Genomic DNA, 13,709 nt, shown 5'->3' with positions numbered 1-13,709 from the left:
CTGTCCAATCACTCCTAAATCAGTTTTGAAGCTAAGCACACTATACGTACGCTTATGCTATATCGTCTGTTTGCTGCTTGGCAAGGTCTTCAATTCCCTGCTCAATCTCCTCGCGCGGCAGGCCTCCCGCATCAAGCCGCTCGTCCGGTTGCAGCAACAATCGTCTATAAGCTGCATCTGCTTCCTCGTTCGTCAGCGCGTTATCTTCAAGCAGCTCATGCATCATATTTTCAACAGCGTCATAACGCCCTTCTGCTTCAAGCCATTCCATTAACAAACGTTTCGTAGCAAGGGGCAATTCATATGGCTTCAGCCGCTCAAGCAGCTCCTTTATTTGTTCGCGAGGCTCGGTAATCGTTGGCGCCGCATCTACTAGCGATAATCTTAGAAACAAATGCAGCGACTTCACATACGCGATAAAACTCTCATCCTCGCGTCCCAAGTCGGCAGTCAATTCAGCTTCCTGCTTCATCAGAAGAGCGATGGCTTGCAAATGATCTGTTTCCAATATCCCGTTCGTTGTCATCATTTTTAGTAAGTCTTCATCCGAAAGGGAACGAATAAGCTTGCTGCTTAGCCTAAACTTTGTATCAAGAAGCTCATCGATGTAGAGCAAAGCCTCCTCGTGCTTGCGCTCTCGCCTCAAATTCATAATTTGACCGACTGCTTCTGTCATTTGCTCAATCATTCGCATGAAATAATCGCGCTGAAACATCTGGTTCCCCCTCTCGCCAATCTACTGCTGCTTATTCTTTACAAAGCTAAGAATAGCATTGATCAATTGCTTCGGCTCTTCGATCATTCCCATATGACCTGCGCTGCCAAGCTCCACTTTCACGGTAGATCCGTTTGATGCTGCAAAAACACTCTCCACCGGAATAACCTTATCTGACACCCCTGCAACAAGTAGTACTGGCAGCTCAGATTGCTCGATTACCTGCGTCCGGTTTGGACGTGCCTTCATTCCTTTTGCTGTGCCGATTGCGCCTTGCAGGGATGTGCCATAACCTATTTTCTTTCCTTGCTCAACCTCAGCGGACAAAGCCTCCACATTAGCGGGAGCAAACAGCTTAGGAATAAGACCATCAACGAATGTTTTCACGCCATCTTGCTCGAGAGCCGCTGCTGCTTTATCACGGTTTTCTTTGGCAGCGTCACTATCTGCTAGCGCTGTTGAATGGATCAGGCCAAAGCCGGAAAGCTTCTTCGCATATTTTTCAGCGAATGCAAGAGTAATGTAGCCCCCTAAGGAATGCCCAAGCAATACTGCATTATGAATTTGCAGCTTGATAAGCAGCTCAGCAATATCCTCCGCATACAATTCCATCGTATAAACCTCATCACTTGGCGCAGAGCTTCTTCCATGTCCGCGTGCGTCTGGCGCAATGATACGTACAGATTGCTCTAGCCCATCCAAGATATGCTCCCAATAGGAAGAGCTTCCGCAGTAGCCATGCAGCAATACGACAACCTCGCTAATGCCATCCGCCGCGCCTCCGTCATCCGGATGGGAATCATAATAGGCAAGCTCCAATCCGTTATTCAAAAAAAGCTTGCGCTGTGCGATTGAGTATACTTCTTTGCTATTTTCATTTGTCATTTGTTCATGCTCCTCTACACGGATGGAATTTGTAATGCTTGATTAACATATGACAAGCTATCCGAATGCTGGCCCCAAGCTGAATCTACCGCGCACGCGATCTCGCTTGCCATACGCATCACTTGGTAAAGTGAAGTCGTTTGCAGCATCCAGTAAGCCTTGGGTCCGTTAGCATTTACTACGCCTGCAATACTATAATGCCCAATTGCTGGAAGTCTGCGGCCGATTGCCTTTCCTGGCTCAAGCGGTCCTTCGTGCAAAATAAAACGGCCGATGGAGGTTGGTTTGCCAAGGCATGCATCAATGGCAATGACAACGTCATCTTTATGCAGCGACTGAGCGGCTTGCTGAACCGCATGCGCATCACATGGCTTGTCCAATGTTCCAATGACATTCGGCCAACCTCTTTCCTTAAGCATCGTTCCCACTAACGGGCCAAGAGAGTCCCCTGTGGAACGATCACTGCCTATACATACAAATACAATGCCGCTGCGATTCATATACTTATTTGCAATGGCACTAAAAAAGTTCTCCAATTCACTGCTCGTTAGCTGTTCCGTCGTATTGCACCTGCCCTGTCTTCGATTGCCAATCGTATCTAGTTCAATTGTATCCAATTTTAAGATACTGTTCAATTTGTGGTCATACTCGTTTGAAACATGTTACAATTGCAGCATTGCAAAACGTTCGAACAAGCCCATTTCCGAAGCCGACTTCGGCTCGCAAAAACTTTAGGAGGCACTCCATGACGAATTTAAACTTACAAACGCAAGAAAATGTAGCGTTTATGATTGAAGTTATCAAAACAAAGCTGAAAATGGCTTCCGCTGCAGCAATGCAGGCATCTAACTTTGATCTCAATAAATATGAGGATATAAAAGATCTGTACGAAGTAGTCGCTTCAAAAGAGAAATTCAGCATCAGCGAGGTAGAAGCGCTCGTTTCCGAGCTTGGAAAGCTGCGTTTGCAATAAACTATTTACAAACATAATATTCCAGTATCAGACATTTATTTTCATTTTTCTACAAAAGAAGAACCGAGCCAGGCAACTTCGCCGAACTCGGTTCTTTTTATTTACTCCAGCTCTTCCACTTCTATTTCCGCAGCTTCTATAGACAGCTTTATCGATACTTCCTTGTGCTCGCCTTTTAGAAAATGTGCGATACGCTCCAGCTTGTCTGCAAGTGCAGGTCCGCTTAGCGTCGTATTTAAATGATAATCGAAGCTATCCGACGGAAGCTTACGCTCCGCGAAAGCAGACTGGCCGGACCAGCCGCGCTCTCCGCCAGCATTCGTTCTCGTTATGAGCTGCTCTTGGACGGGATAAAACTTATCTGATTTATTAACAACTCTTTCGTAAATCCGAAGCTTCTTCAGCAGCATATAATATTGCGCGGAATGCTTGAAGTTCCAAGCTTCCCGAATGTCTTTAAGCGTGTAATCCATCTTCCAACGCTTTAATTTTTCCACTTGCTCGTCAGTGCTAAGCTGCAAAAAGTCGTCCAACGGCAGCATTTTTTCGGACATCTTGACCCCTCCGATAAATAGTTTATAGAGAAATAAAAATATAATTCAAAAAGGTTTGTTTATTCTATAAAAAATACCATAAATTTTGTCACTTTACAAATTAATATAATTTCACAATGCATGATTATAAAACATTATATAAATTGCTTCATTTTTAAGCTTGATAGCAAAAAACCTCCATCCAATCGCTAGTGGCCCGCGTGGATAGAGGTTTTATTATTTTATGCTCTTTGGAGCCCTATAGACGTTAAGAAACGTTCGAAGGCTGCGGCGCCATCAGCGGTGCGCTTGTATACGCCTGCGTCCTTCAACACCTCTAGAAACTTGCTGCCCGTTTCAGCTTCAACGATTTTTTTCGCTTGTTCAGCAGTATTTGAAGATCCAAAACGATCGATTAGAGCTAGCAGCCACTCAGCATGCTTATGGAGCGGATGAGAGTCCGCATGAAGTTCTTCTGCTACAGCAGCTGATGCCCCTGACAAATAAGCTGCAATTTGCTCCAGTTCATCCTTCAAGCGTCCTGGCAGTACCGCCAGTCCCATGACTTCGATCAAACCGATATTTTCTTTCTTCACATGATGCAAATGCTGATGCGGATGGAAAATACCGTCCGGATGCTCTTCGCTCGTGCGGTTGTTGCGAAGCACTAGATCAATCTCATACTCGCCGTTGTCCCGTAGACGTGCAATAGGCGTAATCGTGTTATGCGGAGTATTTGTGCCATCGGCCTGTTTCGTAAATGCCATCACATCTACAGCTTCATCGCTATAATTACGCCATTCGTCGAGAATATGGCAAGCTGCACGATGAACATCCGCTTTGGACGTCCCGTTAACCCGAACGACTGACATTGGCCAGTTCACGATGCCAAAGCGCAAGCCTGGCAGCTTAGGATCAGTAAACAGCGTATCTGTTGATGCAGCTTCCATCGGAAACACATGGCGGCCGCCTTGGAAATGATCATGGCTTAGAATCGATCCGCCGACTATCGGCAAATCAGCGTTCGAGCCAATGAAATAATGCGGAAACAATTCCACGAAATCGAGCAGTCTCGCGAATGAAGAATGTGAAATAACCATCGGCTCATGTGCGCCTTTGAAAATGATGCTGTGCTCATTGTAATAAACATACGGTGAATATTGCAGATACCACTGCTCTTCTTGCAGCGTGAGCGGCAGGACACGCAGGTTTTGACGAGCCGGATGATCAGGACGGCCAGCATAGCCAACGTTTTCTACGCAGAGCAAGCACTTCGGATATTTCGCCTGCGGCATCGTTTTGAGCAGCGCAATCTCCTTCGGATCTTTCTCGGGCTTCGAGAGATTAATCGTAATCTCAAGATTTCCGAATTCTGTCTCGTGCAGCCAATAAAGGTTTTTGCGTATGCGGTCCATCCGAATGTAGTTCGAATCGATGCTCAGGTTGTAGAAAGCGTCCGTAGCTGCTTTTAGTCCCTGCTCCTTCGCCAAACGTGAAAATGCAGCGCTGGCTTCTGAAGGACGCGGCAGCAAGAAGCCCATAATGCGAGCATCAAGCAAATCGCGATATGTCGTCGTATTATCTGGAATGAGTCCGATAGCGTAACCATAGTCAAGCAGCGGCTCCAGAAGCGGTACTGCGCTTTCGAGTCGCTCCTCTGTCACTTGGCCTTCAAAAGGCTCAGTAAAGTGAAAGAGATCTAGCAGTTCGTTTCTCGCTGCATGCGTATCAAGCTGATCGTTAAGCAGATTGCGCTGCAATCCAAATTGCAGCAATCGTTCTATAAGAATCAGCGCATCGTTTGCTAATGTTGCTTGTTGCTTAGTTTCCAAGGTGATGCAGCTCCTTTCCTTTAAGCGTCAACCCTAGTCGTTGTATCCATTTGGATTCGCTTCATGCCAGCTCCAAGCGCTTTTGATAATGTCCTCAAGCTTATCCCGCTTCGGATTCCAGCCCAGCTCCTTGCGAGCACGATCTGATGAAGCTACGAGAATAGCAGGGTCGCCCGCACGGCGAGCTTCGAACACAGCAGGGATTTCTTTGCCAGTCACTGTGCGCGCAATTTCAATAACTTGTTTGACAGAAAAGCCTGTTCCGTTGCCTAAATTGTATACAGAGCTTTCAGCCCCGCTGCGAAGACGATCCACTGCAAGCACATGGGCATCGGCAAGGTCGCTTACATGAATATAATCACGGACACACGTACCGTCAGGCGTCTCATAGTCTTCTCCAAATACCGAAATATGAGGACGTTGACCAAGCGCTGCTTGGAGCACGATAGGAATCAAATGGGTTTCCGGGCTATGGTCCTCGCCGATTTTTCCGCTCTCATGAGCGCCCGCCGCATTGAAGTAACGAAGCGAAACAAACTTGATGTTATGAGCAACGTCGAACCACTTCATCATTTTTTCCATCGCAAGCTTCGTTTCGCCATAAGCATTCGTCGGAAGCGTGCGGTCGTACTCGTCGATCGGCACGTTCTCCGGTTCGCCGTAAGTAGCAGCTGTCGAAGAGAATACGATTTTACGAACATTGTATTCATTCATTTTCTCAAGCAGGCAAAGCGTACCAAACACGTTATTGTGATAATATTTGCCCGGGTCCTTCATGCTTTCACCAACAAGCGAATTCGCTGCAAAGTGGATCACTGCATCGATTTCATTTTCCTTAAAGACGGTATCCATGAAAGCTGCATCGCGAAGATCACCCTCATACAATTTGCCTCCAAGCAAAGCCTTATGGTGACCCTGCTGCAAGTTATCGACGATAACGATTTCCTCACCGCGTTCCTGCAATGCCGCTACTGCATGCGAGCCGATGTAGCCAGCCCCTCCAGTTACTAATACTGCCATGATTCATTTCCCCTCTCCATTTGGTGTCGCATGATCATGCTATTTATACTAGGCGCTCTACACCATTTCCGATTGTGCATACATAGAAGTCAGCAGTTAAGCCTGTTGCTTCATTATACTTGCGGCCTACCTCTGCTTGGAACGCTTCAACGCTGTCTTCGTGAACGAGCGAAACCGTACATCCGCCGAAGCCTGCGCCGGTCATACGCGAACCTAGTACGCCTGGCACGAGGCGAGCAGCCGCAACCATCGCATCCAGCTCAGCACCCGTTACTTCGTAAAGATCGCGCAGCGAATCGTGTGAGCCGTTCATTAATTGTCCAAACTGCGCAAGGTCGTTTGCTTTCAATGCTTTGATTGATTGCAGGACACGGTCGATTTCCTCTACAACATGCTGTGCGCGTTTGCGAACTGTTTCATCCTTGATCAGATGTTTTGCAGAGTTAAATTGCTCCAGATTAATCTGTCCAAGAAGCGTAAGCTCAGGGAATGCTGCTTTAAGATCCTGTACCGCCTGCTCGCATTGTGCGCGGCGCTCGTTATAAGCGGAGTCAACCAAGCCGCGGCGTTTGTTCGTATTGCCAATAACCAGCTTATAGCTGCCGGAATCAAATGGAATGAGATCATATTCAAGCGTATCGCACATGAGCAGGATGGCATGGTCCTTTTTGCCGTTTGCTACCGCGAATTGGTCCATGATGCCGCATTGCACGCCATTAAACTCGTTTTCGGATTTTTGTGACAGCAATGCGATTTTCACTTTATCAGTTGGAAGTCCCTCAAGTGTTTGCAGTGCAAAAGCTGTTACGACCTCAATGGATGCAGAGGAGGAAAGTCCAGCGCCATTTGGAATTTCGCCATGATACAGCAAGTCGTAGCCGCTGGAGAATTTCACGCCTGCTTGCAAAAGCTCATGAACGATTCCTTTAGGATAGTTCATCCAGTCGTCAGCCTCGTCATACACAATTGTGCCTAGCGAGAAGCTTTTTGACGCTGGGAAGTTTGTTGTCGCTAGACCAAGCTGATGATCAGGGCGTTTGCGGATAAGAAGTGTCGTTCCGAAAGTAAGTGCAGCTGGGAACACGTAGCCGCCGTTGTAATCTGTATGCTCACCGATCAAGTTTACGCGGCCTGGAGCATGAAATACAGCGATGTCGCTTGCTTCTCCGCCGTATTGTTGTATGAACTGCTGTGTTAGCGCTTCAATGTTTGCCATTTGCTATCACGTTCCTTTTTATATCGATTTTGTATGTTTGGATAACAACCTTAGTATACGGGAAGCAGCAGTAAAACTAAATGGCGGCAAGTGCTTTTTATATGGATTAATGTGACTTCTCGCATAAACATCGGACATGCTATGATAGTATAAACTCTACAATTGTTTATCTTCGCATTCCACTGTAAAGCAGGTGTAAAGTAAAATGCAGCAGGATATGTATACCGTAGCCTCCAATCCCGTTATCAGTGATGGCAAAAACTCCCCACTCAATGTATTGTTTGCTGGCGAGAGCCAAACGAAGCCGTACCACCGGCTTGGTCCCAAGGTTTATGACTTCTATTTGATGCACATCGTACTGGAAGGAACGGGCATCTTTATTTGTGATGAGGTTAAGCATGAGCTTCGTGCAGGGCATACCTTCTTAATTGAGCCGGAACAATTAATCAGTTATGAATCTGACGGTGACACGCCATGGAAATATCGCTGGGTCGCATTTCATGGAACATTGTCCGCCGATCTTGTTGCAACCGCTGGCTTAACAGCAGAGCAGCAGGTAGTGTTCACGCCAGATAAGCGGCGAGCCGCTGCTTTGTTTCGTCAAATATATGATACCTTTCGGCGGGGAGGCGCTGCGTCTGATATGAGAGCCGTAGGTTATTTGCATTTGCTCCTTGCCGAGTACAAAAGCGTGCTTAATACCCAAAACGGCAATGAAATCCGTACCTCCCAAGCAGAAGGCGATCACTTGCTTCAACAAGTCATCCATTACTTATCAACGCAGTATGCCCATCCGGTCTCCATTGAACAAATGGCGGAATCGCTTGGCTACAATAGAGCGTACTTGTCCCGTTTGTTCAAGCAGCGCATTGGCGTGTCTCCCGTTACTTTCCTGCTCAAGCTCCGAATCGATAAAGCACGCCGCATGCTGAGGGAACGGCCAGAGCTGACCATCGAACAAATTTCCGCATCAGTCGGTCTACAGGATGCTCTGTACTTCTCCAAACAATTCCGCCGGCTTCATGGCCAATCTCCTACAGCATACCGCATGGCGATGCGGAATTTAGGAGACTAAGCAGCACCTTTTAGCTGAATCTCCATCCTCTTGTTAGTATCAGCTCCCGATCGCTTCATATTCGTAAATTCGGGTAATACTATCGTAGGGAGTGATGATCTATGAAAGAGCTGCACACCGGTAACTTATATTGGCCGGTTACATTAAACAATCCCAAGGTGTATGCGCCCTTGCGGCAAAATAAAAAAACACAAGTGGCTGTTATAGGCGGCGGGATGTCAGGTACGATATGTTCTTCTGTATTCAATAAAAGCGGCCTTTCCACCATTATGCTTGAACGTGGACAGGTAGCAGGCGGAAGCACCTCAGCAAATACAGGCCTCCTGCAATTTTGCAACGATATTATGCTTTGTGATCTCATCGATCAAATCGGGGAGCGGGATGCCCAAATCTTCTATAAAGCATGCAGAGATGCAGTCCAAATGCTCGAGAAAACAGCTGATTCCCTTTCTGTCGATGTAGGTTTAATTAGAAGAAACAGCCTGTATTATGCCTCATCGGAGCAGGAGCTTCCAAAACTCAAAAGGGAATATGAGGCCTTAAAGGCTTGTGGGCTTAAAGTCGAATTTTGGTCTCCAAGCGACATCGCCAAACATTTTCCGTTTCAGAAGCCAGGTGCAATCGTTGCACACGGCGACGCAGAGGTAAATCCTTATCAGTTCGTAAACGGTGTAGCAAACGATGCCGCTGAAGCTGGGCTTGAGATTTATGAGCAAACCGATGTTGTAGCCCATGAAACGCTGCCAAGCGGTCTCCATCTTCTAAAAACCGCTGACGGTTATGAGATTGAAGCAGAGCATGTTGTTTATGCTGTAGGTTATGAGCCTGAAGAGCTTCGCGGCAAGCTGATCAAGGCGGAGCTGAATCGCTCCTTTGCACTTGTTACTGAAGTTCAGCCAAGTCTTCAAAGCTGGCACGAACGTTTTCTCGTATGGGAAACCGCCCGTCCCTATTTGTATATGCGAACGACGATTGACGGCCGCGTCGTTGTCGGCGGCTTGGATGAGCATACTGAAAAGCCCACTCACAGCGATAAAGAACTTAGGAAACACAGCGATAAGCTGCACAGCCAGCTAAAGGCTTTATTTCCCGAGCTGCAGGCTCCCATTGCCTATGAATGGTGCGCCACCTTCGGCGAATCGCGTGACGGCTTGCCCTTTATAGGTGCTGATCCCGCTTGGAAAAATGTTTATTATTGCTTAGGATATGGCGGCAACGGTACCGTTTACAGCATGCTTGCATCCCATTTGCTGCGTGATCTTATTATCGGCGAAGAGCATCCCTTAACTGAAATCGTAAAGCTGGATCGCAAATCCTTAGCAAATGTATAATCAACAACATAAATGATACAACTTTTCATTGCGGCTGCCGTCCGTCGGACGGCTTATATACATAATTAAAAAGCCTCACCTATCGGCAAAAAAAGGCTTCTGCGCGATAAGTGAGACTTCTCTATATTATCTTTCTGATGTTACCAGCAGCTATTCGCCAGCAATAACGCTGGAGGCATTGCAGGCGCGAAAAACAGCTTCTGCCGCCCCTAGCCGTGACAAATCCGGACCGCCATCCTTGTCAAACAACGATTTGCTTTCCAGAGTTTCAACAATAACGATTAATGAACCGCTTTGCAGAGCATCGCTGCACAATCGAACCTCTTCATTTTCAAGACCAAGCGACTGCAGCGTTCCACTGTGATCGTCATCGCCAAGCAAAATTGCCGCTGCAAAAGGAAAACCTCCGGCAGCATAAGGCGCTGTCCCGTAACCTGTCATGCCATAAACGGCATTCATGCCAGCTCCTGCAAACCCAGCAGCTGCAGCCATGCCAAGACTACCCAAACCTTGACGGTCAGGCATATCTTCGAGCTCTCTAAGCTCGTCCACATGGACATCGCTCTCTGCTTCTACTCGCCTAGAATGCTCAGAATCTTTCGCTATGACTTTTAGCTCGCCTTGAACGAAGCCCGCTTGCTCCAGCTGTTCAATAGCCGTTATGACTTGCTGCTCCGTTTCAAATATGCCTATTTTTTTTGCCATTGCCTTATCCTCCTTATGTTGCATACTAATCTTGGTATGCCCTTCTTATGACGGATTAAGTCGTATTGTGTTGAAATTTGGCATGAAATAACGAAGGTTTTGTGTTGTCAAATGATCAGGTTGTGCATCATTGAAGTTCGCGGTATGATGGAGGAATAGATATTGGAAAATCGGACAAGCAGGAGGCAGAGCGATGATTCATCGGATGCTTCGCTATCCCGCAGGATGGGAATGGCATGTACTGCAGCAAGCGAGGCAGCAAACCGTAAGGAATGAGCCCTTGCCCAGCAGGAAAGGTGCACAAAGGCAAACCGTTTCTTCAAGCGAAGGACAAAAGACCATTAAAGCCATTACCAAACAGGAACAGGAAGCGGCTCAGCAGCAGCGAGATGAGCTCAAGCAGCTATTTCCAGAATGTGCGTCATGGATTGATGAATGCGCAGGCAGAAGAACAAACAATATATCCGTTGGCGGTGCGACGCATTCGCAGAAGCTGTTATATGGCACTGTTATGTTCCAAGTGTCGGACGACCAATCGGATATTCAACCTTTTCACTTCTGGCTGACAGAAGACCGACTGCTGACGATGCATGATGACATGCGCATTCCGCTCCGGCTTCAGTCCATTGACCATAACCTAAAGTTCGAGAGCTGCGAATCAGCTCCTGAAGCGTTATTTATTATGCTGAGCATTATTTTGGAAACGTTCCATGCTGGTCTTGATGGTTTTGAAAAAAGACTCGGAGAGCTTGAAACGACGATGCGCAATGAGAATCGTACCGGCCTTATCGATACTATTTTTGAGAGGCGTTATGATTTGCTTCATTGGAGTCATCTCTTCATTCCGATTAGAGAAGTACATAGTGCTGCACAGGAAGCTTTCATGGATGAACTCACCGAGACGGACAGCTTTAAACGCATTACGCATAAGCTGGAGAGAATCGAAGCGCTTCTGAAGCATTACGCACTGGAAATAGATACCTTGATCTCAATGGACGATGCCATCTCCAACTTTCGCGGCAACGATATTATGAAGACGCTCACGATATTTACCGTCTTGTTCCTGCCTGCTACGATTATAGGCGGAATATGGGGTGTTAACTTCGAGATCCTGCCATTTAAAGATAATAAGTGGAGCTTTACAGCGATGAACGTATTTATTTTATTCGTTACGATTTTCATGTATTTATGGCTTTGGAAGAAAGGCTGGACTGGCGACTTGTTAAATGGACGCAATCCGAAGGAGATTGTTACTACTGATTCTTCCTCTCCGACAAAACGTTCCAAGCGTTCGAAGAGCAGCCGTTCGCAGAAAGCCTCTGCGAATGCTTCAAGTGAACCCCCTCAAGCTCAAACTCGTTCCCAAAGAAAACGAAGCCAATAATGAAAGTCAGCCCATAATAAAACCGTCCACTAGGGTCAATGACCTTCATGGACGGTTTTTTTACATCATATTCTAAAGCTTAACTGGCAATCCAGTACGAGCAGATTCATTAGCAGCAATGGTCACTTGATGTGTTCTTACTGCATCCGCATAACTGGAGCGAATGCGGGAAACATCCCCGGTTCGGATCGCATGAAGAAAAGCCTCATTTTCCAGCTCATAGGGATCCGTTTGGTTAGCATATTCTGTTCTGCGTCCAGCCTCTATGTCAATCAATCCGCTATGGCCAAGCTCCAGCACGCCTTTGTTCGTATAAATATGCAGGCCGGAACGATCTCCGGCTGGAATAGCGCAAGTATTGCTAATTGTAGCAACTGCACCGCCCACTAGCTTCAGCGTAACTGTGCCTACATCAGGAACCGTCACACCTTCTTCAACACCGCCCATATATCGATTGCCATAAGCTGCGTAAACCTCACTTACCTCGCCAACCGTATACCTTAGCAGATCCACAATATGTGTTGTCTGCTCTACGAATTGACCGCCTGATCCTTCCATCTTGCGCCACCAGCTTACCCCCGGCATGGAGCCCATCCAATAGCCAAGCGCCATTAATGTTGTGCGCTCGCGCAGCAGCTCTCTTGCACGGTCGGTTCCATCCATATAACGGAAATGATAGCCAGCCGATGTAATCAGCTTTTTCTCTTCGATTCCTTTCAAAATCTCAGACGGCAGCTGCTCGTCCACTCCAAGCGGCTTCTCTACAAGAAAGGGAATGCTTCTTTCAAGCAATGCAGATTCAATCTCCCCATGCGCAAATGGCGGTACACAAATATATACCGCATCAAGCTTACGATCATCAAGCATGCGATGTATCGAATCATAACCGCGTGCACCCTCAAAGCGCTGTGCTGCTGCATCTGCTTTTTGCTGGCTAGTTGCTAAGAAAGCAGTTACCTTGATGCCGGCAAGCTTAGCGAGCTTCTCCGCGTGCATCATGCCAAACCATCCTGTACCTGCAATACCTATTTGAAGAGTCATTTATGAATCCCCTTTCAAAATCGCGTTATTCCCCGATTATACTTGGAGCTGCCTTAAGAAGTCCATTTTTTTCCGCTGGTACCCATCTGCAGGGCTGATCATATATTACAAACATCGGGAGAACCGGAGTTGTATGAGCGGAGGGATGGTATGACAGCAAAAACGAGAGGCACGTTAGCCACGCAGGATCTCGATTTTCGAACAGCTCTGTTTTTGGCTGCGGTTTGCGGACAAACGTACATGCAATACAATAACAAGGACGGATTATTTCTTGTACCTAGAACCTACAGCTTAGTAAGTGAATTTACGGCTAGAGCATATGACGACAGCGATGAACGATTCGGTTTTGTTTTAACATCTGAGCGTGCGTCCGTGCTCGCTTTTCGCGGCAGCAACTCTGCAGTGGATTGGGTATCTGATTTCATTGCCCAGCAAACGACTTACCGCCCAGTCAAAAATGCCGGTCTAACGCACAAAGGGTTTACCGACATCTATATGTCAGCACGGACTCAAATCATTGAAATTATAAATCAGCTTCCACAGGGCAGACCGCTGTTTATAACGGGACACAGCCTTGGGGGCGCACTTGCAACCCTTGCTGCTCTCGATCTGGCGAACAATACCTCATTTATTGATCCCATTGTATATACGTATGGAGCACCTCGAGTCGGTGATCCGAAGTTTGCAAGCAGCTATAACGCATCCATTGGTACCCATTGGCGTTTTCAAAATGAATTTGATATCGTCCCCCATCTGCCTACGCTCGTTTACCAATCACCAAAAACCAAACAAACTTACTACTATATGCATGCAAAGGGTGAGGTGAAACGTTCGTTCCGTATGGGCTCTGTCTCAGGAAACCATATATTATCAAGCTACTTCGCTGATCTTGCGCAAGAAGATCCCGCCTTTGCCTTGGCTATTTGCGCGGAGCCGCCAGGCTGGTGCCCAGCAATTGAAGTTTAATTCCGAGCTGCTAAAAAAACAAAAAAAGCAAAT

Annotated in this window: 14 protein-coding genes; 5 read left to right on the top strand and 9 right to left on the bottom strand. The window is 47.0% G+C overall.

All coding sequences use genetic code 11. The features are described 5' to 3' along the window. Positions 1-52 precede the first annotated feature (52 nt). From BK120_RS21980 to yyaC, 3 genes are read right to left on the bottom strand one after another with little or no spacing between them, the layout of a single operon-like run. The gene (locus BK120_RS21980) at positions 53-715 is read right to left on the bottom strand and encodes a DUF6483 family protein (protein ID WP_076269653.1); all 663 of its coding nucleotides are present in this window, start codon (positions 713-715) and stop codon (positions 53-55) included. 21 nt (positions 716-736) lie between these two features. Then, entirely contained in the window at positions 737-1,600 is an 864-nt protein-coding gene (locus tag BK120_RS21975; RefSeq protein ID WP_076269652.1) for an alpha/beta fold hydrolase, read from the bottom strand. Between the two features lie 14 nt (positions 1,601-1,614). Continuing rightward, entirely contained in the window at positions 1,615-2,235 is a 621-nt protein-coding gene (gene yyaC, locus BK120_RS21970) for a spore protease YyaC (RefSeq protein ID WP_256710981.1), read from the bottom strand. Positions 2,236-2,345: 110 nt separating this feature from the next. On the opposite strand from yyaC, the gene BK120_RS21965 reads away from it, so the two are divergent. After that, on the top strand, positions 2,346-2,573 hold the full coding sequence (locus tag BK120_RS21965) for a DUF1128 domain-containing protein (RefSeq protein ID WP_076269651.1): 228 nt from the start codon (positions 2,346-2,348) through the stop codon (positions 2,571-2,573). A 101-nt stretch (positions 2,574-2,674) separates the two neighbouring features. On the opposite strand, the gene BK120_RS21960 is transcribed toward BK120_RS21965, so the two are convergent. From BK120_RS21960 to BK120_RS21945, 4 genes are all read right to left on the bottom strand, one after another. Beyond that, a complete protein-coding gene (locus BK120_RS21960) occupies positions 2,675-3,127 on the bottom strand; it encodes a hypothetical protein (protein ID WP_076269650.1) in 453 nt (150 codons plus the stop codon). A 221-nt stretch (positions 3,128-3,348) separates the two neighbouring features. Further along, positions 3,349-4,938: a UDP-glucose--hexose-1-phosphate uridylyltransferase gene (locus BK120_RS21955; RefSeq protein WP_076269649.1), complete on the bottom strand. Its 1,590-nt coding sequence runs from the start codon at positions 4,936-4,938 to the stop codon at positions 3,349-3,351. A gap of 33 nt (positions 4,939-4,971) precedes the next feature. Beyond that, positions 4,972-5,958, bottom strand: a complete 987-nt coding sequence (gene galE, locus BK120_RS21950; protein WP_076269648.1) for a UDP-glucose 4-epimerase GalE — start codon at positions 5,956-5,958, stop codon at positions 4,972-4,974. A gap of 43 nt (positions 5,959-6,001) precedes the next feature. After that, positions 6,002-7,174: a galactokinase gene (locus BK120_RS21945; protein WP_076269647.1), complete on the bottom strand. Its 1,173-nt coding sequence runs from the start codon at positions 7,172-7,174 to the stop codon at positions 6,002-6,004. A 205-nt stretch (positions 7,175-7,379) separates the two neighbouring features. Between BK120_RS21945 and BK120_RS21940 the strand changes: the two genes are divergently transcribed. Continuing rightward, on the top strand, positions 7,380-8,249 hold the full coding sequence (locus BK120_RS21940; RefSeq protein ID WP_076269646.1) for an AraC family transcriptional regulator: 870 nt from the start codon (positions 7,380-7,382) through the stop codon (positions 8,247-8,249). A 101-nt stretch (positions 8,250-8,350) separates the two neighbouring features. Beyond that, a complete protein-coding gene (locus BK120_RS21935; RefSeq protein ID WP_076269645.1) occupies positions 8,351-9,580 on the top strand; it encodes an NAD(P)/FAD-dependent oxidoreductase in 1,230 nt (409 codons plus the stop codon). A gap of 150 nt (positions 9,581-9,730) precedes the next feature. Here the strand turns inward: BK120_RS21935 and BK120_RS21930 are convergent, their stop codons facing one another. Continuing rightward, positions 9,731-10,285, bottom strand: a complete 555-nt coding sequence (locus BK120_RS21930) for a general stress protein (protein WP_076269644.1) — start codon at positions 10,283-10,285, stop codon at positions 9,731-9,733. A 193-nt stretch (positions 10,286-10,478) separates the two neighbouring features. Here BK120_RS21930 and BK120_RS21925 point away from each other — a divergent pair, with 193 nt between their 5' ends. Further along, positions 10,479-11,669, top strand: a complete 1,191-nt coding sequence (locus tag BK120_RS21925; RefSeq protein WP_076269643.1) for a magnesium transporter CorA family protein — start codon at positions 10,479-10,481, stop codon at positions 11,667-11,669. 72 nt (positions 11,670-11,741) lie between these two features. Here the strand turns inward: BK120_RS21925 and BK120_RS21920 are convergent, their stop codons facing one another. After that, positions 11,742-12,710 carry a Gfo/Idh/MocA family protein gene (locus tag BK120_RS21920; RefSeq protein ID WP_076269642.1) on the bottom strand — a complete coding sequence of 323 codons (969 nt, stop codon included), beginning with the start codon at positions 12,708-12,710 and terminating at the stop codon, positions 11,742-11,744. A gap of 150 nt (positions 12,711-12,860) precedes the next feature. Here BK120_RS21920 and BK120_RS21915 point away from each other — a divergent pair, with 150 nt between their 5' ends. Then, positions 12,861-13,676: a lipase family protein gene (locus tag BK120_RS21915; protein ID WP_076269641.1), complete on the top strand. Its 816-nt coding sequence runs from the start codon at positions 12,861-12,863 to the stop codon at positions 13,674-13,676. Positions 13,677-13,709 lie beyond the last annotated feature (33 nt).

Source organism: Paenibacillus sp. FSL A5-0031 (assembly GCF_001956295.1).
In the GTDB taxonomy this organism is placed as follows: Bacteria; Bacillota; Bacilli; order Paenibacillales; family Paenibacillaceae; genus Pristimantibacillus.
The sequence above is the reverse complement of the archived record's forward strand: the minus strand, read 5'-3'. Positions and strand labels throughout refer to the sequence as shown.